The 17,881-nt window shown below is 45.6% G+C and carries 28 protein-coding genes; 25 read left to right on the top strand and 3 right to left on the bottom strand.

Translation table 11 applies throughout. The features are described from left to right. Nucleotides 1-50 precede the first annotated feature (50 nt). The 7 genes from Q0224_RS09045 to Q0224_RS09015 all read left to right on the top strand — a co-directional run bounded on the left by Q0224_RS09045 (nt 51) and on the right by Q0224_RS09015 (nt 4,919). Nucleotides 51-230 carry a hypothetical protein gene (locus tag Q0224_RS09045; protein ID WP_297950775.1) on the top strand — a complete coding sequence of 60 codons (180 nt, stop codon included), beginning with the start codon at nt 51-53 and terminating at the stop codon, nt 228-230. Between the two features lie 322 nt (nt 231-552). Further along, nucleotides 553-1,050 (top strand): nitroreductase family protein, encoded by a 498-nt coding sequence (locus Q0224_RS09040; protein ID WP_297950773.1) that lies wholly within the window; start codon nt 553-555, stop codon nt 1,048-1,050. A gap of 2 nt (nt 1,051-1,052) precedes the next feature. Beyond that, nucleotides 1,053-1,904, top strand: coding sequence for a ModD protein (gene modD, locus Q0224_RS09035; protein ID WP_297950771.1), 852 nt, complete (start codon nt 1,053-1,055; stop codon nt 1,902-1,904). Nucleotides 1,905-2,019: 115 nt separating this feature from the next. Next, nucleotides 2,020-2,721, top strand: a complete 702-nt coding sequence (gene modA / locus Q0224_RS09030; protein ID WP_297950769.1) for a molybdate ABC transporter substrate-binding protein — start codon at nt 2,020-2,022, stop codon at nt 2,719-2,721. Then, nucleotides 2,718-3,386: a molybdenum ABC transporter permease gene (locus Q0224_RS09025; RefSeq protein ID WP_297950767.1), complete on the top strand. Its 669-nt coding sequence runs from the start codon at nt 2,718-2,720 to the stop codon at nt 3,384-3,386. The genes modA and Q0224_RS09025 overlap by 4 nt, the downstream gene beginning before the upstream one ends. A 66-nt stretch (nt 3,387-3,452) precedes the next feature. Then, nucleotides 3,453-3,998 carry a superoxide dismutase family protein gene (locus Q0224_RS09020; protein WP_297905600.1) on the top strand — a complete coding sequence of 182 codons (546 nt, stop codon included), beginning with the start codon at nt 3,453-3,455 and terminating at the stop codon, nt 3,996-3,998. 387 nt (nt 3,999-4,385) lie between these two features. Beyond that, complete coding sequence (locus Q0224_RS09015) at nt 4,386-4,919, top strand: DUF1104 domain-containing protein (RefSeq protein WP_297950766.1); 534 nt, start codon at nt 4,386-4,388, stop codon at nt 4,917-4,919. A gap of 624 nt (nt 4,920-5,543) precedes the next feature. Here Q0224_RS09015 and Q0224_RS09010 read toward each other — a convergent pair. Together Q0224_RS09010 and Q0224_RS09005 are read right to left on the bottom strand one after the other, a co-directional pair. Then, nucleotides 5,544-6,617: a type I restriction endonuclease gene (locus tag Q0224_RS09010; RefSeq protein WP_297950765.1), complete on the bottom strand. Its 1,074-nt coding sequence runs from the start codon at nt 6,615-6,617 to the stop codon at nt 5,544-5,546. Between the two features lie 22 nt (nt 6,618-6,639). Continuing rightward, entirely contained in the window at nt 6,640-7,368 is a 729-nt protein-coding gene (locus tag Q0224_RS09005; RefSeq protein ID WP_297950762.1) for a S24 family peptidase, read from the bottom strand. A gap of 82 nt (nt 7,369-7,450) precedes the next feature. Between Q0224_RS09005 and Q0224_RS09000 the strand changes: the two genes are divergently transcribed. The 18 genes from Q0224_RS09000 to Q0224_RS08915 all read left to right on the top strand — a co-directional run bounded on the left by Q0224_RS09000 (nt 7,451) and on the right by Q0224_RS08915 (nt 17,165). Then, entirely contained in the window at nt 7,451-7,633 is a 183-nt protein-coding gene (locus Q0224_RS09000) for a hypothetical protein (RefSeq protein WP_297950760.1), read from the top strand. A gap of 1 nt (nt 7,634) precedes the next feature. Continuing rightward, nucleotides 7,635-9,929, top strand: a complete 2,295-nt coding sequence (locus Q0224_RS08995; protein ID WP_297950758.1) for an integrase — start codon at nt 7,635-7,637, stop codon at nt 9,927-9,929. Between the two features lie 60 nt (nt 9,930-9,989). Further along, nucleotides 9,990-10,856 carry an AAA family ATPase gene (locus Q0224_RS08990; RefSeq protein WP_297950756.1) on the top strand — a complete coding sequence of 289 codons (867 nt, stop codon included), beginning with the start codon at nt 9,990-9,992 and terminating at the stop codon, nt 10,854-10,856. Between the two features lie 13 nt (nt 10,857-10,869). After that, the gene (locus Q0224_RS08985) at nt 10,870-11,052 is read left to right on the top strand and encodes a hypothetical protein (RefSeq protein ID WP_297950754.1); all 183 of its coding nucleotides are present in this window, start codon (nt 10,870-10,872) and stop codon (nt 11,050-11,052) included. A gap of 65 nt (nt 11,053-11,117) precedes the next feature. After that, nucleotides 11,118-11,288: an anaerobic ribonucleoside-triphosphate reductase gene (gene nrdD / locus Q0224_RS08980; RefSeq protein ID WP_297950752.1), complete on the top strand. Its 171-nt coding sequence runs from the start codon at nt 11,118-11,120 to the stop codon at nt 11,286-11,288. Between the two features lie 136 nt (nt 11,289-11,424). Beyond that, entirely contained in the window at nt 11,425-11,700 is a 276-nt protein-coding gene (locus Q0224_RS08975; protein ID WP_297950750.1) for a sigma factor-like helix-turn-helix DNA-binding protein, read from the top strand. Next, nucleotides 11,697-12,005, top strand: coding sequence for a hypothetical protein (locus Q0224_RS08970; RefSeq protein WP_297950748.1), 309 nt, complete (start codon nt 11,697-11,699; stop codon nt 12,003-12,005). The genes Q0224_RS08975 and Q0224_RS08970 overlap by 4 nt, the downstream gene beginning before the upstream one ends. A 139-nt stretch (nt 12,006-12,144) precedes the next feature. Beyond that, nucleotides 12,145-12,453 carry a hypothetical protein gene (locus Q0224_RS08965; RefSeq protein WP_005872523.1) on the top strand — a complete coding sequence of 103 codons (309 nt, stop codon included), beginning with the start codon at nt 12,145-12,147 and terminating at the stop codon, nt 12,451-12,453. Nucleotides 12,454-12,472: 19 nt separating this feature from the next. Continuing rightward, nucleotides 12,473-13,243 (top strand): DUF2303 family protein, encoded by a 771-nt coding sequence (locus tag Q0224_RS08960; RefSeq protein ID WP_297950747.1) that lies wholly within the window; start codon nt 12,473-12,475, stop codon nt 13,241-13,243. A gap of 62 nt (nt 13,244-13,305) precedes the next feature. Further along, the gene (locus Q0224_RS08955; RefSeq protein ID WP_297950745.1) at nt 13,306-13,659 is read left to right on the top strand and encodes a DUF4406 domain-containing protein; all 354 of its coding nucleotides are present in this window, start codon (nt 13,306-13,308) and stop codon (nt 13,657-13,659) included. Between the two features lie 7 nt (nt 13,660-13,666). Then, on the top strand, nt 13,667-13,819 hold the full coding sequence (locus Q0224_RS08950) for a hypothetical protein (RefSeq protein WP_297950742.1): 153 nt from the start codon (nt 13,667-13,669) through the stop codon (nt 13,817-13,819). Next, nucleotides 13,779-14,171, top strand: a complete 393-nt coding sequence (locus tag Q0224_RS08945) for a hypothetical protein (protein ID WP_297950740.1) — start codon at nt 13,779-13,781, stop codon at nt 14,169-14,171. The genes Q0224_RS08950 and Q0224_RS08945 overlap by 41 nt, the downstream gene beginning before the upstream one ends. Further along, complete coding sequence (locus Q0224_RS08940; protein WP_297950739.1) at nt 14,158-14,646, top strand: host-nuclease inhibitor Gam family protein; 489 nt, start codon at nt 14,158-14,160, stop codon at nt 14,644-14,646. Before Q0224_RS08945 ends, Q0224_RS08940 begins: the two co-directional genes overlap by 14 nt. Before the next feature lie 12 nt (nt 14,647-14,658). After that, nucleotides 14,659-14,802 (top strand): hypothetical protein, encoded by a 144-nt coding sequence (locus Q0224_RS08935; protein ID WP_297950738.1) that lies wholly within the window; start codon nt 14,659-14,661, stop codon nt 14,800-14,802. Nucleotides 14,803-15,093: 291 nt separating this feature from the next. Next, nucleotides 15,094-15,513 (top strand): YopX family protein, encoded by a 420-nt coding sequence (locus tag Q0224_RS08930; RefSeq protein WP_297950737.1) that lies wholly within the window; start codon nt 15,094-15,096, stop codon nt 15,511-15,513. Nucleotides 15,514-15,609: 96 nt separating this feature from the next. Next, nucleotides 15,610-16,128 carry a hypothetical protein gene (locus Q0224_RS08925; protein WP_297950735.1) on the top strand — a complete coding sequence of 173 codons (519 nt, stop codon included), beginning with the start codon at nt 15,610-15,612 and terminating at the stop codon, nt 16,126-16,128. After that, entirely contained in the window at nt 16,125-16,316 is a 192-nt protein-coding gene (locus tag Q0224_RS08920; RefSeq protein WP_297950734.1) for a hypothetical protein, read from the top strand. The genes Q0224_RS08925 and Q0224_RS08920 overlap by 4 nt, the downstream gene beginning before the upstream one ends. Nucleotides 16,317-16,367: 51 nt before the next feature. After that, the gene (locus Q0224_RS08915; protein WP_297950733.1) at nt 16,368-17,165 is read left to right on the top strand and encodes a hypothetical protein; all 798 of its coding nucleotides are present in this window, start codon (nt 16,368-16,370) and stop codon (nt 17,163-17,165) included. A 54-nt stretch (nt 17,166-17,219) separates the two neighbouring features. Here Q0224_RS08915 and Q0224_RS08910 read toward each other — a convergent pair whose 3' ends face one another. Further along, nucleotides 17,220-17,771 (bottom strand): phage virion morphogenesis protein, encoded by a 552-nt coding sequence (locus Q0224_RS08910; protein WP_297950732.1) that lies wholly within the window; start codon nt 17,769-17,771, stop codon nt 17,220-17,222. Nucleotides 17,772-17,881 lie beyond the last annotated feature (110 nt).

Here is a 17,881-nt window from a genome sequence, read left to right as displayed (position 1 = left end):
CGGACGCGCGCGGTTAAAATTCAAAAGCGGCGAAAGAGGAATTTTACCGGATGACGAAGATAAAATTTGCTCGGCGCGAAGGTGAAATTTCATTGCTGCGAAGGATAAAATTTTATCCGCAAAGCTCGACGCAGACTCTGCGCGAGATGAAATTTAAGGACCGTGCAAGCTACACGCGCATGCCGATGTATACGGCGCACTATTTTAGCGAGTGCCAGATAGCGGTCTAGGATTAAAATTTAAATGGGCGGGTCGCGAGCTTGCTCGTGAGCGAAATTTAAGCAAGCCAAGTTTACGCAAATGTTCTTTGCGGCGGATTTTCGCAGCAGCGCGATTTGAAATTTTATCGCAGTTTCGCGCGCTTTTTGATGCAAAAAGAGGCGCGCTCAGGCAAGCAAAACCAAATTAGCGCGCATCAGCCGCCGTGCAGCGCCTAAATAAGCGTAAAGCGTAAGCAAGGCTCAAGCAAACGCAGCGGAAGCTTACTTCTAAATTCCATTTTTTACCGCTCGCAAAAAGCGGAATTTAGAAATTTAATTTAAAGGAGCAGCGATGAATGAAATTTTTACACGCACGAGTGTGCGGAATTTTACTGAAAAAATGCCGAGCGACGATCAGATCGAGCTCGTGCTAAAAGCCGCAATGCAAGCCCCTAGCGCAGGCAACCAGCGCTCATGGGAATTTTACGTAGTGCGCGATCGCACCGCGCTTGCACTACTTAGCAGCGTAGGCACCTACGGCGGCTGCACGAAGGACGCGCCGCTTGCGATCGTGGTCTGCACGCGCAAAAGCGGCTTAAAATTCCAGCCCTACGCTCGCTACGACTGCGCTTGTGCGGCAGAAAATCTCTGGCTAGCGGCGCACCATTTGGGGCTTGGCACCACGTGGCTGGGCGTAGCGCCCGATATTTACGCGATGGAGCGCGTAAGAGAAATTTTGGATCTGCCTGGGCATTTGGAGGCGTTTTGCATTATGCCTTTGGGCTTTCCGTCTCGCGTCACAAAGGCGCACTCGCGCTTTGAGCCCGCTAAAATTCACTTCGTAGGCTAGATATGTTTATTTCGCAGAGTAAAATCGACGATCTTATCGCTAGCGACGGCGCGTTTTTGGACCTTACGACCGAGCTTTTGCAAGACTTTGTGGATCTAAACGCGCCCGCGCGACTTTCGATCGTAACGAGGCAGGATCTGATCTTTAGCGGTGGAGGAATCGCGCGCGAGGTAGCGGCGCGCTTTGGTTGCGAGACGCAGCGGCTAGCGCGCGAGGGAAGCGCATTTTGCGCAGGGGGTGAAATTTTTAGCGCGCGGGGGAGCTTCGAGAGCCTGCATAAAGCTTGGAAGATCGTTCAGATCGTGTTTGAGTACTCCTGCAAAATTTCAACCTACGCGCACGAGATGGTTGCGCTGATGCGAGAGGCTAATCCGCGCTGCGTGCTGGGTGCGACGCGCAAGAGCTTTCCTTTTGCGAAGGAGCTTTGCGTAAATGCGCTGATCGCGGGCGGCGGAACGATGCACCGCTTGGGGCTGCACGACAGCGTCCTGTTTTTTTCAAACCACATCCGCGCGTTTGCGAGCTTTGGCGAGTTTTGCGCGCAGATCGCTAAATTTAAAGAGCGCGCGCCCGAGCGAAAGATAATGATCGAAGTGGCGAGCGAGCGCGAATTTAGCGAGCTCTTAAAATACGCGCCGGATGCGATAATGTGCGATAAGATGAGCCCGGGCGAGCTTAGAGCCTGCGTTTTGAGGCGAGATGAGACGGCGCCGCAGATTAAAATTTGCGCTGCGGGCGGCATAAATAAAAATAACTGCGCCGAGTTTGCGGCTACCGGCGCGGACGTGCTCGTAAGCTCGGCAGTTTGGAATCAGGGCGTGTGTGATCTAGGCGGAAAGATAGAATTTATCTAAATATTAAATTTTAAATTTAAGGCGCGGCGTGCTAAGCCAAGGGATAAAAAGCGCGATTTATTAATAAATAAGAGTATATTTTGTAGAATTCTTAAAATTTCAAAAAAGGATTTTCATGAAAAAAATTGCATTTATTTTAGCGCTTGCGGCAAGCGTTTCGTTCTGCGCGGATCAGCTGATAATCGCAGCCGGCGGCGGATACAAAAAGCCCGTCTCGGCCGTGATCGAAAATTTGAAAAAAGAGGGCATGGACGTGGCGGGATCGTTTGCCAACCTCGGCCAGCTCGTCATTCAATCGCGCGAGAATAAAATTTCATTCATCGTGGGCGACGAGGCATTTTTGAAAAAAAGCGATCTAAATATCACGAAATTTGAACGCGTCGGGCGCGGCACGCTAGTTTTGGTGACGCCGAAAAATATTAAAATAAACGATGTCAGCGAGATCGCAAAATTTGATAAAATCGCGATGCCTGATCCTAAAAAGGCGATTTATGGCATCAGAACGAACGAGTTTTTACAAAACGCCAAGATGGACGGAGTAAAAGATAAAATTTTAGCCGTCGCGGGCGTGCCGCAGGTGGTCGCATACGTCATCAACGGCGAGGTGCAGGCGGGCTTTATCAACAGCACCGAAGCGGTCGCCAAAAAAGATGAGTTCGGCTCGATCATATACATCGACGAGAGCCTCTACAGCCCCGCATTTATCGGCATCGCAATGCTTAGCGCGTGCAGCGAGCAGGCGCTTTGCGAAAAGGTGATGGAGGAGTTTAAATCGAACCGCTCAAAAGAGATTTTTTCAAAATTCGGTCTTAAATGAGCGACATCGCTTGGATCGCGCATCCTCTGATACTAAGCGCTAAAGCCCTGTTTTGCAGCTTTTTGCTGCTGATTTCAATAGGGCTAGCAATTTCGTATTTTTTAGCTTTCAGTAAAGCCAAATTTAAAAAGATCGTCGAAATTTTGGTAATTTTTCCGCTCATCTTCCCGCCGATCGCGACGGGATTTTTGCTTCTTTACATCTTCGGAAAGAGCGGATTTATCGGCTCTGCATTAAATTTAGACATCGTTTTTAACTTCTCTTCATTGGTAATCGCCGCATTTTTGGTGGGGCTGCCGCTGTTTGTAAAGCCGGTATGCGCGAGCTTTGAGCTCTTTCCGAAGAGCTTAATCGAAGCCGCGCAAATTTTAGGCAAAAACAGAGCTCAAATTTTCCTCTTCGTCATCCTTCCAAGTTCGCTTAAAACGCTCGGCTCCGCGCTCATTTTAGCGCTCTCGCGCGGGCTTGGCGAAGTGGGTATCACGCTGATGCTAGGCGGAAACATCGTGGGTAAAACCGACACGTTAGGCCTTGCAATCTACAATGCCGTGTATGACGGAGAGAACGAGCGGGCGCTGATTTTAAGCCTTTTGCTCGTGATTTTCAGCTTGATTTTATTTTATGCGATAAATCTTTTGGATAAAAAGCGAAATTTCTCTAATTGAAAAAAATTATTTTTTAAGTATTTTTTTGATAGAATTGCAAACGCATTTTATTTTAAAGGATTTATCATGAAGAAATTTCTAATTTCATCAATTTTAGTCGCAAGCGCCTTAATCGCTCACGAGCACGGCGATATGCAAAATTTCGACCCTAAGACCGGCAAGCACCTCGTCATTGCGATGGAGCAACTAGGCGAGAAGGGCAACGTAACCGTCGGCGAGGTCGTAGCGGTCGAGACGAACTACGGCGTGGCGTTTTTCCCGAATTTAAAGGGTCTTACTAGCGGCGTGCACGGCTTTCACGTGCATCAAAACGCCGACTGCGGCGCGACTGAGAAGGGCTTAGGCATGAAAGCTGGCGGCCACTGGGATCCGAGCGATACCAAAAAGCACTCGTTTGCTTGGGACGATAGCGGCCACAAGGGCGATCTGCCTGCGCTTTTCGTTGATGCAGAGGGCAATGCGGTCTATCCGGTGCTAGCTCCGAAGATCAAAAGCTTAGATGAGCTAAAGGGTCACTCGCTAATGGTTCACGTAGGCGGCGATAACCACAGTGACCATCCAAAGCCTCTTGGCGGCGGCGGCGCTAGAATGGTCTGCGGCGTTATAAAATAGGCTTCGTTGCGGATGAAATTAATCATCCGCAATCTCTAAATTTAGCAGCCCTACGGTTAAAATTTACGCGATGAAATTTCGCCGTTCGCAGCGCCGAGATACGCCCGCTTTGCCGTTAAATTTACGCACGGCGGGCTTTGATACAACTTATGCAGCGCGAAATTTACGCTAAATTTACCCGCTGCGCCCTCTCCCGCTTAAATTTTAAAATTTAACTCCGTTTGCGCTCATTACGCCCTGTTTTTGCCGTAGCAGCGCAAAATTTTCCAAATTTAAATCAAGACTCTAAATTTACGGCTCCGAGCTATTTTGGCGGTGTGAGCTTCATTTAACTTTTTCTTCACGACTTTTTCCTACAATCACGCTAACTTTCACAAAGGAGAGAGAATGAAAAAGATTGTTTTAGCAAGCGTTTTAGTCGCGGGCGTGCTGTTCGCCGCAGATTTTAGCTCAAGCACCCCAGAGCAGATCAATGCCGCAGTCGCGGGCGCCGACGCCAAGAGCTTAAGCGAAGCGGCGTTTGAGATCGACAAGCGCGCAGGCGAGCTAAGAGCGCAGGCAAGGGATCTCAAGCGCGGATTTAAGACGGAGTTTAAAAAGAAGCTGGACGCTATGAGCGTCGAGGATCGCGAGAAATTCCTAGACGAGTTTAGAAAAAACTATAACGCCCAGGCGGGCAAGCTAAGCGTCGAGCAAGCAGATAGGCTCGATATCGAGCTTAAAGACCGCGGCAATTTCGGCAAATTTAAAAGGCCCGCTCGCGGGTTTGGTCCGCACAGATCGCAGGCTGCTCCGGGAGAGTGCGGTCATATGCCGCATAAAGGGATGGGCGACGGCGCGGGTCCGGCAATGCCGCCAAGGGGCGAGATGCCGTGTAATCAAAGCGCAGACGCCGCTCCGTGCCCTATGGCGCAGCAATAGCCGCCCGCGCGCAAGCTACGTAGTTCCGCGCGAGATTTGCGCGGAATTTTGTTTTACCAAATCGCGGCGTAGAAATTTTAAAATTTAGCTTTGAAGCTTATGCGAGCCGATGAAATTTCGCAAAATTTTATCGGCGCAGGCGAGGTTTTGAAATTCCGCGCGGCGAAATTTTAGGACGTGAAATTTTAAAATTTCGTAGCGGCGGAATTTTAAAGCCCAGCGTTTTGCCTGTAAATTTTAAAATTCCGCGGCGCGTAAATTTTATATCGTAAAATTTTAGCCTCTTGCGCCGCTCGCCGCACTTCGTAAATTAATTACTAGGCGAGCAATCTAAATTTACGAAGCGTGCCTTAGAGCCAAGACGCGCCGTTTTAGCCAAGATAAAATTTTGCCCTGAAATTTTGCAATTAAATTTTACGTGGAATTTCACAGGGTATAATTTTGTAAAGTTTTGTCAGAAGTCAAAGTGAGAAAAAATTTGAGCTGGTCGCCTAAAGATAGGGATTAGGAGCAAATTTATTCAAAATCAAAGTGGCAAAATTCGATTTAAATTTTTTGACAAAAACCTTACGAAATTTTACACCGCTTTTAACACCCGTTTAAATGGGCATTAAAAGCATTTTATCATTCCGCGCTCTCTGCGCCCTGCACTCTTTTGAGCGTGGCGATAAGATTATCTCTAAATTTATAAATATCTTCGAGCTTTTCGAGTGGATATCTAGTCTCTTGTTTCTCTATTTCGTGAATGCCAATGTATTTCTTCGCCGTATTAAAATGCAATCTAGCTATCCATTTGCGGTTATTATCATCAAAGAGTACTCCAAAATAGCTTTGAGTATCTCTTGCATAAATTTTATCGAGCTCCACATGTTCGCCTAGTATTGATTTGATGATAAAAAAGCCTTGCAGCTCATCTTGCGTAGTTACGATCTTAGCTTCATCATTACTACTTTCTTCATCCTCGTCCGTGATATTTGCCGTTAAGCCCGCACGTACGGAATTTATCTTTTTTGAGGCTAGATCGGTCACTATCTCGCTCAGAGCGGTTTTTGTATAGCTCTTAAAGTCCTCTAGCACACTTCCGGTTATGCGTGTTCCTTGCGGAAGTATTCTGCAGGCAAACATCCTAGCCAAATCATCGCTAGGCTTGGCGGTTTCTTCCTCGAATATCTTTTTTATCTCAAGTATGCGGCGCTGCTTATTCGCCATCTCCAGTATCGAGCTGATATTTAGATCGCTTTTTGTAAAGCGCTCAAGAGCCTTTACGTCGCGCTTATTGAGCTCGTCGAGGTTGACGATGAGAAACGGGCTGTCATCGAGCTTGTTTTCTTTGTTGATGTCGGAATAAAATCGGTATTCTATGCCATTTGTTAGCAGTGCAAATTTAGCGTCAGTAACGCCGAAATATCGATATAGCTGGCTTGAGTGCTTATTTAAAACCTCGGTATGCTTTTTAACTTCTACGATGATGAGCGGCTTGCCCTCATACATTATGGCGTAATCTACCTTTTCGCCCTTTTTTATGCCTACGTCCGCGGTAAATTCAGGCACTATGACGTTAGGGTCAAATATATCGTAGCCTAAAATTTGAAAAAACGGCATCACAAACGAGTGTTTCGTGGCCTCTTCGGTTTGCACGGAGTCTTTGATGCTCGCTATCCTAGTGCTTAGGCGCTGTAGATCCTCGTATAAATCCATAAATTCTCCTTTTTAGTTGATTTCATATCACGCAGCGTAGGACCTTGCCGACGATATATACTTGCAAATCGCTATCTGGTCCTATCTCGTAGCTATCGTATTCTTTATTAACGCTTTTGATGTGCAGTACACCGTCAGGGCTCTTTTGTAGCAGCTTCACCATAAAATGGTCGCAGTAGTTGACGATATATAGCCCATCGCCTTCAAATTTCGCCGTGACGTCCACAATCACCCAGCTATCGGGGTAAAGCATCGGCACCATGGAGTAGCCCTCTACCGGCATGCAGCGGATTCTATTTGTATTTTTAGGGCATACCTTAAAAAGCATCCGAGAGAAAGGCACCAATACATCGGTGTCGTAGATCTCTATGCCGTTTATATCGACGCTCTCGCCTGCACCTACGGACGAGCTAAGCTTGCGGATAAAAATTTGATCCGTCTCGGTTTCTTTAAGGTTTGAAGTTTTGGGGGACAAAATTTTTGTATTGAGGGACACTTCTTCTTTAAATTGGATGGTGGATAGAGGGACAGGTTGGGGGACACCTAGTTTTATTCCTTGCTGCGTTAGAGCATCAATATCCAAATTTAATCCCTTAGCAATTTTTTTTATAACATTGGTGGTTAAATTTTCATCGTTTGATTTTTCATATCTTTGTATCGTTTTATCAGATACTCCCGCTAAATTTGCTAACTCTTGTTGAGTTAAATTTCTTTCTTCCCTAAAAAAGCGAATTTTTTGTCCTATTCCCATACTCTACCCCTTGACAAACAGACAAAATTGTCGTATAATTTCGACATCGATACCAAAATTATATCAAAGGAAGCTTAAAGAAATGATGGATTTAATCGGCAATGTTAAAAAAGGCGGCGTAGCTGAGCAGGTTCAGGTAAAGACCGGCAAAACGCTAAGAAGATTTTGCCGAGAAAATAAGTTAAGCTACGACAGCATTTTAAACGGATACTTCTCTAAAAAAGCCAAAAATACCTTCAAAAAACTAGGTGTGAAAGTAGCCTAAAATGTGGGTAAATTCAAAACGCGCGGCTGAAATTTTGAGCGTAAAATACGATACTATCAAAAAAGCCACTCAAAGAGCTGAGAGGGTAGGCAAAAAATTTTGCATTATTAACGGACAAAATTGTCTGTTTAATAGGATTAGCGGGAATATAGGTGGTGCGGGTGGCAAAACCCTTCAAATTTGGATTGATGATAATTTGATAAATGATAAAAATAGCGAAATTTCGCAGGCGGACAATGCTTCCGCGGTAAATTTGGTTAATACTACCGCCTCCGTCCGTCCGCTAAATTTCACTAAAGGAGAAGATGATGCTCAAGGACTTTATTGTAGATCTAACTACAGAGGAGATCAAGCACAGGATGGAGAGCTTGACGGCTTATGTGAGGGAGTTTGCAATGCTTTTAGGGGACGAGGAAAAGAGCAAAAAGCTAACGCAAATATGCTTGGAAATAATAGACTTGTCGCTCGAGATAGAAAGGGTAATAAAGGGGTTTTAAATGGAGATAGCGGCGCGAGCGCGGCAAGCCTCCCGGCTATCGCTACTTGCTCGGATAAAAAGCGCAAAGCCGCTTTTGAAAAATACGACGTAATCAAGGCGTGGGAAGATGCAAAAGGCAAGATAAGTGAGGCTGCTTTTCTGGAGTATATCAACGCGAAAAAGATATGCTGCGTAAAGGTAACCGCAAATAAGCTCTACGACTGGCAGCGTAAATTTAAAAGAGGCGGGCTGGATGCGCTAGTGGACGAGCGGGATAATAATAAGACCCTAAAGCTTGACGCGCTAGGTCTTGCGCCGCTTTGCGTGGAACTGATACTCGCATGCAGCGGTATGGGCAAGGTAGATATAACAAACATCTATAAGGTGCTAAATTACCATGCGGCGAAAAACTCTCTCATAAACTTCGAGGATTTTCAAGGCAAAAAAGACGAGATTGTAAGCTATGAGGTAGTAAATCGCTTCGTAAACAACTACCTAAACAAAAATAAGCTCGTAAAAAACATCATCCTTTACGGCGAGGATGGAGCGGTCGGTCGCGGCTTGCCGGCTCTTGGTATCAGCAACTACGCCGTAAGCACGATAAACGAAGTCGTGGAGATAGATGGCAGCCCACTGGATCTAATCTGCAACGCTAGCGAGCTTTGCGAGCTAATCGGCTGGCAAAACGTCAGCACTGTCTTTAAAGACAAAGACGAATTTCAAAACTATGTAAAAGAGTGGCAAAAGCGTTACACCATCATTGCCCTAATCGATACGTATAGCGGAGTAGCGACTTTTCACATCAGCGATAGTGAAAATTCTCTCTGCATCGCTAGAGCCGTCGCCAAATATATCGTGCGCTACGGCAAGCCAAAGGTAATCAAGGGCGATAACGGCAAGGCGTTTAAGAGCGAATATATGAAAGAGGTTTTAGGCGCGCTTGAGATCGAGTATAAAGCCGTGCGCGCCTATAGTGGCTGGCTAAAGCCCTATGTAGAGCGAAATTTTAGAGCCCTGCAGCATAGCTTTAGCGCAAATTTGGCGGGCTTCATCGGACACAATATCTCGCAGCGCCAAGCTATAGAGTTTTTTCGCTCTAAAAAAGAGCGCCGCCTAAAAAGAGGCTACAAGACGAATCTAACGATGCTAAAAAACCTAAGCGAGGTGCAAGAGCTAATGGATATGTATGCGGAAAAATTTCTAAACACCCGCTACCTTGAGCGCCTTGATACTACCTGCGCAGCTGCGTATAGCGCAAAGATAAGCGACGCCGTGTATATGGACGCTCTAAGCATCAGCGCGCGTCTTGGCGGACGAGAGCTGAAACACGTGCATAAAAAAGGCATCAGCCTAGATGGTGTGAAGTTTTATAGCGTGGAGATGTATGGGCTTGAGCGCGTATGGGTCAGCAAAAACGTCAATAATATAAATGAGTGCTTTTTGTGGAGCGAGGATAACAAATTTATCGGCGTTGCTTCTACGCTTGATTTGGATGAGGGAGTAAGCGCCGAGGAGGCCAAAAGCGCGCAAAAGCTATTTAATAAGCGCCTAAAGGAGACCAAAAAGCAGATGGACGCTGCATCGATCGCACACCGAGCGGATTTTGAGCAGATAGTGCGCATGGTAGAAGCTAAGCCCGCCGCAATGCCTAAGCCACAAGCGGCAAATAACGAAAGCAGGCTAATAGATGCTGCGCTAAAAGGGGCTAAAAGCCTGAACTCTAGCGTAGCTTTGAGCGATGAAATTTTGAGCGCGCAAGCTGCGCAGCGCAAAGCGGAGCGCAAGATAAAGAGCTTTGAGGAAGTAGTCTGCGGATAAGGCGCTTTTAAAGGGCATAAAATGTCTTTTAAAAGCCCCTTTATGGGCAAAGGAGAAAATATGCAAGAGATTATATCTAAGCTAAACGAATTCTTAGAGGGCGGAAGCGTGAGTATGAGCGCGCTTGCGCGGGCTTTGGGCATTAGCCCGGGAGCGATCAGCCAATTTCGAGCGGGCAAATACAAGGGCGATAATGCGGCGATCGCAGCCAAGATAGGCGCCTATATCGATGCGAGCGCCAAAAAAGCAAAAGAGTTTGCCACCTCGCCCGCGCGAGATGAAATTTTTAACTCGCGGGACTACAAGATGGCGAATTTCGTCATCTCCGAAGCCGTAGGCGAGCGCGAGATAGCTTTGCTTTACGGCACCGCAGGTAGCGGCAAGAGCACGATACTACGCGACTTTGCCGCCAAAAATCCTAACGCGGTGCTAATTGAAGCTACTTGCCACACCAACGCTAACGCTTTGCTTGGCGAGCTATGCGAGGCGCTAAGGCTGGAAGCCGCAGGCAGCGCGAATGCCAAATTAAAAGCGATTTCAAGCTTCTTAAAAACCGCCGATAAGGTGCTGCTAATCGACGAAGCCGAGCATCTGCCGCTCAGGGCGCTTGAGGATCTACGCAGAATTTACGATTTTTCGAGTACTCCGCTAATTCTAGCAGGCACGGAGATTTTGCTAAAGAATTTAGTGGGGCGCAATAAGGAGCTTAGGCAGCTATATAGCCGCATTTGCGGCAAATGGGCTATGCAGGGGCTCAGCAAAGAGGAGAGCGATGCTTTTTACGGCACGGGGATCTTCGCTCACGCCAAAGGTAACTTCCGCGCGTCCGAAAAGTTGCACAAAAAGTCGGTCCGCCTAGCGGCTCTTAACGGCTGCGCCGTGGGCGAGGAGATCATAGCCCAAGCCTGCGGCATGGTGATTTTATAAGGAGGAATAAGAGATGAAAGCGTATAAGGGTATGAAAATGAGCGATCTAAAAGCTTGCAAGGATGAGATCATAATCGCGCGCTCATTCATTCTATTTAAGACCCCGCGGGGCTGGATTGCAAAGAGAAGACACCGCGAGAGCATAGTGGTACCGATCCCACACTTCCGCCGCGGATTCGGCACTATTTGGAGCTAAGGCTTTGATTTTAAATGGCGCCCCCACGCGGGCGTCTTATAAAGTTAAATTTAAAAGGAGTGGATATGAAATTTCCTAAAGAGCTTGAAGCAAAACGCACCAAGTGCATAGTATACACCCGTGTGATGGGCTACTTGCGCCCGGTAGAGAGCTTCAATATTGGCAAAGTAGGCGAGCACAAGCAGCGCGTACTCTTCGAAGAGAAGAAAGATGTCGCTAGCACTAAGCAAGCGTGAAGGCGCAAGAGCTCGCCGAAATTTTAAAATTTTGCTTGCAAAATTTCTGAAACTTCAGGTGGGTGCAGGGAGCGTAGCTCCCGCTCGCAGGGCAGGCTTAGCTCGCCCGAGAAGTTAAAACAAAAGGAAGTGTGAAATGCAAAGAATTCAGAGCTACCGTACGGACAAGGTATGCGCCGAGCGGGTGAGGATGCTAAAGGGCGATGCGGACGTAGCTTACCGCGAGCTTGCGGCAATGCTAGGCATCAGCGTCGAACGCGTCGCGATGATAGAGCGCACGGCGCTTGCGAAGCTTAGGCACCCGAAAAATCGCAAGAAGTGGATGGAGATATTTGAAACCATCGCCGAACTTGAGCGCTGCGAAGCTCAAAGGCTCGGTAGCGGCTGGAGCCTGAAAGGAACGAAGAGTTGAAGCTTAAGGATTTGATAAATCTAAGCGCACAGGATTATAGCGCCGCAGCTCTGCGCGAATTACACGCAAAGATGAGCGCCGCCGTGCCTGATATGGTAAGCGTAGGTCTTCGCTCGGTGCGTCGCGACGAAATAAGAGGCGGGTTGCTCGTAAAGGGCTGGGCATTTTATGTGAGCTTTTGCTACGGGGATAAAAAGCCTTGTGCCGAAATCGCGAGCTTTGGTAGGCTTCACATCTGCGCCGATGAGACGATGGCGGCAGATCCGTATATAGAAAAGATTTTAAGGCATTTAAAAGAGCCTTAATAACGCCCAAAGCTTTTAATGGAGTTTTTAAATTTAAAAACTCCATTAAGCGCTTAATGAGCTCAAAGTGCGGCAGAGGAGTTATATCAATAGCTCAAGGTGGGCAAAGCCCTAAAAAATCAAAAGAAAGGTCGAAGAAATGACGATAGTAAATAGCGATATAGATGTCTTAGTTGACGCCTTGCGAAGCTTAGGTGCAGGAGCGCTTTTAGGCGCAGCCGCAGAAAATTTAAAAGAAGCCATAAGAGCGGTGCAGATCACGGGGAAAACAGCCGGGGTAACGATAAAGATAAGTGTGAAATCCGATCCCAATTCCGAGGGTGAGGTGCTGGTTTTTGGAACTACTAGCGCTAGCCTTCCAAAAGAGCCCGTAAAAGCTAGATTTTATGTCTCAAACGAGCTACTTCCGGTGCGAAATGCGCCTAACCAGCTCGTAATGAAAATGTAAATTTTAAAAAGGATAGAAAATGCAAGAGGAAGAAAACAAATATGTGGTGCCGAGCGTTTCGGTGGACGAGGCTAAAAGAGCGATAATAGTTCACAAAAGCTACGATATTGACCAGAAGCTACTCAAAGAGCCGTTAAGAAATAGCTACACCATAAATGCTTTAGATGTAGATAGCTTCGTTGATCTAGTCAATGAATATAAAGAGCCTAGCTCAAAGCTATTTTTCGACGATAAAAGCATAAAGTGCATCGTCGATTTTAATTCTAAAGATAAGGCTGAGTTTTGTGAAAAGCGCATAAATCTGGGCTTAGGCGTTACGCCGTTTTTCTACACATTTAACAAAAACGTAGGCGAAACCCTAGGTCAGCGCGAGTTTGTATTTTTGTTAAAGAGCTTGTTTATGTTTATTTCAGACATAGACGGCAAGCCAAACGACAATATGGATGTAATCGAGCTAGCAGAGAGCCTGCAAGCGGTCAAGAAATTTGACAGCGTGCAGAAAAATACGAGTTCAAAAATCAGCCTGGACGTAGAGATCAAATCGGGTGCGAAAGAGACCATCCAGATCCCGAAGACGATCACTTTTACATTACCGGTTTACGAGGCCGATACGGAGATCAGAGGCGAATTTAAATGCGAGCTTTTTGTAAGCATCGATGAGGAGAAATTCGGACTCAAGCTGGTGTGCTATACGGCCGAGGCCTCAAAGCGAGAGGTGCTAAATAAGATAGTATCAAAGATCAGCGAGCGCTGCGAGGGGGTGAAAGCTTTTAAAGCTAGCGTAAATTGATTTTACAGAGCCCTTTTTCAAGGGCTCGATAAAGTTAAATTTAAAAGGAAGGAGAGAAAAATATGGACAAACGAACGGTAAGGCTGGTATTTGTAAGCTCGCCGTATGCAAGTATCCCGTGCAAGCATGAGCGAGATCGCGACTACTATGCCCGCAAGCTTGCCGAGCAGGCCTGCGCCATCGTGCGCGCCAACGGCTACGAGCCTATATCGCCCGTGCTTGCATGGATGGGGGTGTATAGCGAGCTGGAGCGCGAGCAAATAATGAAAAATTGCGAGGAGCTCCTCTCGGTATGCAGCTACTACTACTTTTTTGCCTGCGAAGGCAGCGAAAATAGCAAGGGCATGGCATACGAGCGAGAGCTTGCAAGGCAGCTCGGCGTGAGGGAGCTGAAATTTAGTCTTTTTGACGAGTGAGGAGAGCATGGTGCGGATCGTAAGAAAAGGGAAATCAAGCCTTCCGATCTGCTTACGATACGGCTACGTCATAAAATACAGCCTAGCCAAAAAACTTAAAATTTTAGAAAGGAAAATATATGGAAGCAACAAAAAAGCTCATATGCCGCATGGTAAATGAAGCAGAACTCAGCCACGGCTACGCTAGCGCTAGAGTAGAGCCACCATACGATGATGATCCTATGCTTGCAGTAGCACAGGCGGCGGCAGATGCCACTATAGAGACGGCTGGTAAAATCCTAAATAGTCTCAAAGCAGAGGAAGAAGAGACGATTAGTGAACTTGAAAAATTCGTGAAAGGCGAGATAGCGGAAATCAAGGCGGACGAGCGATATCATTACGAGCCCGCGGATGTCTTTTCGAATGCTCCGCTAGCGCTCATTCAAATGCAAATGAGCGGTTCGATGCACGCCTATAAAGCCATACTAGAAAAAATCAAAAATTTAAAAGGAGAAAAAGATGCAGATAAATAGTTTTGCAGATGTCGATAACGCGCTAAAGCGAGTATGTGAGCTTGAGGTAGCTTTGACCGATATAAACGGAGAGATAACGCTAAAGTGCAACGAGATCAAGGACGCACAAAAAGCCCGGGTCGAGAAGCTTGATAGCGAAAAGAAATATATCGAAGCCCAAATCACGGCATTTTGCGAGAGCAATAAGGCAGAGTTTGCCGAAAAGCGCAGCAAGGATTTCACCTTCGGCAAGATCGGATACAAACTAAGCAAGAGCGTAAGCTTGCCGCGTATCAAAGAAAAGGTCGAAAAGCTCATCAAAGCGCTAAAGAGCTATAAGCTTGATGATTGCATATCCTACGAGGAGACTATAAACAAAGACGCGATCTGCGAGCTTGATGACGCAAGCCTCGTTAAACTCGGTCTAAAGCGCACGGTAAAGGATAACTTTCGCATCGAGACCAAGATAGAGAATTTGCAAAGCGCAAATGTCTAAAAAGGATAGTGGATGAAAAACGACTCGCTAACTTCAAAAGAGAGCATGTTTCAAATATACTGGAGCAAATTTAAAGGCTCAAGAGATAATAAAAATAGGCTTTTGCCTAGATACGTAAGAAGAATCAAGTTAAGAGACTTCATTAAAGGGCTTTAAGCCCTTTAAAATACGTTTAATTCGGTGTTAAGCGTATTTTAAAAGGTTTAAATTTAAGGATGAATAAATGACTACCAACGAAATAAAAGACGCCGCTATTTTCGTTATGGCGTATTCTTTTTTAAAAATGGGTGGCGAAGCAAAGACAGGGAACAACCGAAAGGAGACACATTAATGAATATAGATCTCAAACATATTTTAGTAGCCCTTATGTGTGCTGCTGTGCTGTTTGGTAGCTTGATAACAATAGCTATTGGGATATTGCTTTTGTAAAATTTGAAAGGGTAAACAATGAGAGATCTTAAATTTAGGGCGTTTTTGCGTTCCAATCAAAGATTGCCGAATGGAATAACGTTAGGATATGAGAAATATCCAAAAGGGATATACGAGGTGATGGAACTAAATTTTGCAAATGAAACAGCTACGCTATGGAGCGAAAAAGAGCAAACCTGCTTCGAGGTTTCTTTCCGCAAAATCGAGCTAATGCAATATACAGGCGTAAATGACAAAAACGGCAAAGAAATTTATACGGGCTTTTTTATTAAATGGGGATTGCGTATCTATAAAATTTGCTTTGATTGTGGATTCTATATGCACGATCTGAGCAGGATAAACCCGGAGTATCCAATTACAAAAGAATTCAAAGAAGCTCCAGAAGAGTTTGAGATCGTCGGCAACATCTACGAGAACCCAAATTTGGAGATTAAATAATGCAGCTCTTTTTAATATTCACAAGCACGATATTTATCGCGCTTAGCTTCACGGCGATCGTAGCGCTTGTGTTGCTAAAAAGCTAAAGGACAAGCGATGACCAAATCCCAAGAGATCTACCGTAAGCAGCTTCTAACCCGCATTCACACCGCCTCACTATACAAGCAAATAAAGGCGGCGGATGCGTGGGAGGATTGGCTTGGCTTCCGCTTCGGCGTCTATAGCTGCAAGGAGCTAAGCATAAGCGAGCTTGAGCGCGCGCTTGATATTTTATGCGGCCGCGCAGAGGACGGAACGGACTTCAAGCCCGACATATTGGGGAGAAATTTGATCTATAACGCGAGCGCGAATAGGATGCGCACAACGAAGCGAAGCGACAAAGACGCGAAGCCCGCCGCCAAAAAAATAAGCCCGTCGCAGTTTGCTCGCATAAGCGCGCTTGCCGCCCACCTTGGTATGGACGAGCGGGGACTTTTGGGCTTTACGATGCGACAATGTAAAATTTTGCTTGGCAGGAAGGAGCAGCTCGCCAAACTCAGCGCGGCAAATGCAAGCAAGCTAATCACCGGACTAAGCAAGATCGCGCAATTCCGCGCCAGCAAAGGGCAAGTATGATCTGCCCGAAGTGTGCCTACGAAAAAACCTGCGTCATAGCCACGATCAAAAGCACTACGGTGCAGCGTTGGCGCAAATGTCCGAAATGCGGCACCAGCTTTTGCACAATAGAAATTCTCAAGACCGACGAAGAGCTGAATCGATACGCCAAAGAAGCTCTGAAAGAAAAATTAGACCGCCCCGAATAACCAAATATCTAAAAAGTTTGCTATAATTTATGAAAACAATGGGGCATAAATATGGTAAATCAAAACGTTTTAGCGATGATAGTTTGGCTTATCATTATATTCTTTATAGCTAGGACGATTATCAAAAAAAGCAAAGATGGCTCGCCCTCGATAAGAAATACCACTAAAATAGGCATAAATATAACTACTCCAATAAAGCAATTTGACAAAATCAATATTATTAGTGAGATGGAACATCTTTATCTAGAGAGTTTGCAACCGTGCCTATACGATGATTTTAAAAAGCTTGATAAATTTGAAAAACTTACAAAATTTACGATTAAGCTTTTAGATATTGAAACGATTGAATTAGTTCTTAAAAATTATTTATTGAGCGATATTCGATATTCTGCGCTCAATAAAGAAAAGCGAGCTTATATTAAGAGGTTCGGCTATAATTCATATACTTTATATGAGGCGACGTGGCATTATAGTAGATTGGCATATAACGTAGCCTTATACTTCACCCAAATTTATTGCAATAACAGTAAATTTTGGACTTTTAAGGTGCCTAATACGGAAAATAAAAATCACAAGCTTCATAAGAAATTTTTAAAAGCAAACGATGAGTTTTTTAGCATATACTATCCACCGAATTTTTGGATGGATGATTCGCAAGTAAGGGCATTATCAGATGATTTTTTAGGTATAACTGACGACTATGAAGAATTGCAACGCGACATAAAGCCGACATTACACAGAGACTTCGATTTTAATGTTCCAAAATATATATTAGAGAACATTTTACCAAAAGACAAACTTGATTTTTTAATAAAATATGCGCAAACAAATAACCTTATGATATTTTAATTTGATAGCACCTCTAATATTAGCTTGTATTGTAATTTTTATAACGCCCCCTCTTTACTTTACCGCCTTTTCTATTTCACGGATTAGATAGCTTTCTATATCATTTTGCAACGAGGGCAGCAGCGCTCCGCTTTTATCTATCGGCAGAAACGGACGAGCAGGGATATAGATGCCTCGGCCCCAGCCGTTATGTGAGCCGAATTGATGCGTTAGCCCATAAGGAAATCCATCGCGCGAGCTATTATTGCTTATCGTTACGCTGGTTTCGCTTGCCTCGACATTCCATCGATCCGCTAAATTTCCGCTTAGACGCAAAATTTTCTTGCTGCCACCGGCGCCGAATTTTGCTAAAAATACGCGGTTACGCGCCCTTGCGCCTCCTCGCGTGCCGCTTTTTCTCATATACGCTATGGCGGTATTTGCGCTAAGAGGTGCCCACGCCTGTCCGAATGGGCTACGCTCTCGCTCGAAGCTTAGCTCTATTCGTAACCTTACCTTTTCGCCGATACTTGCTAGCTTGCTTTTCATCTGCGCTCCGCTTAGGCTATTCTGCAGCGCCGTAAGCTTGGCCTCTATCTCATCCATACCTGTGATTTTTATTGACATTTTTCCGCCTCGGTGGTATAATCGTTTTTAAAGTAGCAAGAGATGCCCTCAGATTTGGCAGAGGGATACTCGCGAAAGCGACTATAAATGACTTGGGTTCGATGCCCGGC

The organism is uncultured Campylobacter sp. (assembly GCF_938002845.1).
Taxonomy (GTDB): Bacteria; Campylobacterota; Campylobacteria; order Campylobacterales; family Campylobacteraceae; genus Campylobacter_B.
Note: the sequence above shows the minus strand (reverse complement) of the source record. Positions and strands in the feature narration are given on the sequence as shown.

Excerpts from the sequence above, each read along its gene's own strand:
- Q0224_RS09045 (WP_297950775.1), top strand. The coding sequence starts at position 51 with ATGACGAAGATAAAATTTGCTCGGCGCGAAGGTGAAATTTCATTGCTG.
- Q0224_RS09040 (WP_297950773.1), top strand. The coding sequence starts at position 553 with ATGAATGAAATTTTTACACGCACGAGTGTGCGGAATTTTACTGAAAAA.
- modD (WP_297950771.1), top strand. The coding sequence starts at position 1,053 with ATGTTTATTTCGCAGAGTAAAATCGACGATCTTATCGCTAGCGACGGC.
- modA (WP_297950769.1), top strand. The coding sequence starts at position 2,020 with ATGAAAAAAATTGCATTTATTTTAGCGCTTGCGGCAAGCGTTTCGTTC.
- Q0224_RS09025 (WP_297950767.1), top strand. The coding sequence starts at position 2,718 with ATGAGCGACATCGCTTGGATCGCGCATCCTCTGATACTAAGCGCTAAA.
- Q0224_RS09020 (WP_297905600.1), top strand. The coding sequence starts at position 3,453 with ATGAAGAAATTTCTAATTTCATCAATTTTAGTCGCAAGCGCCTTAATC.
- Q0224_RS09015 (WP_297950766.1), top strand. The coding sequence starts at position 4,386 with ATGAAAAAGATTGTTTTAGCAAGCGTTTTAGTCGCGGGCGTGCTGTTC.
- Q0224_RS09010 (WP_297950765.1), bottom strand. The coding sequence starts at position 6,617 with ATGGATTTATACGAGGATCTACAGCGCCTAAGCACTAGGATAGCGAGC.
- Q0224_RS09005 (WP_297950762.1), bottom strand. The coding sequence starts at position 7,368 with ATGGGAATAGGACAAAAAATTCGCTTTTTTAGGGAAGAAAGAAATTTA.
- Q0224_RS09000 (WP_297950760.1), top strand. The coding sequence starts at position 7,451 with ATGATGGATTTAATCGGCAATGTTAAAAAAGGCGGCGTAGCTGAGCAG.
- Q0224_RS08995 (WP_297950758.1), top strand. The coding sequence starts at position 7,635 with ATGTGGGTAAATTCAAAACGCGCGGCTGAAATTTTGAGCGTAAAATAC.
- Q0224_RS08990 (WP_297950756.1), top strand. The coding sequence starts at position 9,990 with ATGCAAGAGATTATATCTAAGCTAAACGAATTCTTAGAGGGCGGAAGC.
- Q0224_RS08985 (WP_297950754.1), top strand. The coding sequence starts at position 10,870 with ATGAAAGCGTATAAGGGTATGAAAATGAGCGATCTAAAAGCTTGCAAG.
- nrdD (WP_297950752.1), top strand. The coding sequence starts at position 11,118 with ATGAAATTTCCTAAAGAGCTTGAAGCAAAACGCACCAAGTGCATAGTA.
- Q0224_RS08975 (WP_297950750.1), top strand. The coding sequence starts at position 11,425 with ATGCAAAGAATTCAGAGCTACCGTACGGACAAGGTATGCGCCGAGCGG.
- Q0224_RS08965 (WP_005872523.1), top strand. The coding sequence starts at position 12,145 with ATGACGATAGTAAATAGCGATATAGATGTCTTAGTTGACGCCTTGCGA.
- Q0224_RS08960 (WP_297950747.1), top strand. The coding sequence starts at position 12,473 with ATGCAAGAGGAAGAAAACAAATATGTGGTGCCGAGCGTTTCGGTGGAC.
- Q0224_RS08955 (WP_297950745.1), top strand. The coding sequence starts at position 13,306 with ATGGACAAACGAACGGTAAGGCTGGTATTTGTAAGCTCGCCGTATGCA.
- Q0224_RS08950 (WP_297950742.1), top strand. The coding sequence starts at position 13,667 with ATGGTGCGGATCGTAAGAAAAGGGAAATCAAGCCTTCCGATCTGCTTA.
- Q0224_RS08945 (WP_297950740.1), top strand. The coding sequence starts at position 13,779 with ATGGAAGCAACAAAAAAGCTCATATGCCGCATGGTAAATGAAGCAGAA.
- Q0224_RS08940 (WP_297950739.1), top strand. The coding sequence starts at position 14,158 with ATGCAGATAAATAGTTTTGCAGATGTCGATAACGCGCTAAAGCGAGTA.
- Q0224_RS08935 (WP_297950738.1), top strand. The coding sequence starts at position 14,659 with ATGAAAAACGACTCGCTAACTTCAAAAGAGAGCATGTTTCAAATATAC.
- Q0224_RS08930 (WP_297950737.1), top strand. The coding sequence starts at position 15,094 with ATGAGAGATCTTAAATTTAGGGCGTTTTTGCGTTCCAATCAAAGATTG.
- Q0224_RS08925 (WP_297950735.1), top strand. The coding sequence starts at position 15,610 with ATGACCAAATCCCAAGAGATCTACCGTAAGCAGCTTCTAACCCGCATT.
- Q0224_RS08920 (WP_297950734.1), top strand. The coding sequence starts at position 16,125 with ATGATCTGCCCGAAGTGTGCCTACGAAAAAACCTGCGTCATAGCCACG.
- Q0224_RS08915 (WP_297950733.1), top strand. The coding sequence starts at position 16,368 with ATGGTAAATCAAAACGTTTTAGCGATGATAGTTTGGCTTATCATTATA.
- Q0224_RS08910 (WP_297950732.1), bottom strand. The coding sequence starts at position 17,771 with ATGTCAATAAAAATCACAGGTATGGATGAGATAGAGGCCAAGCTTACG.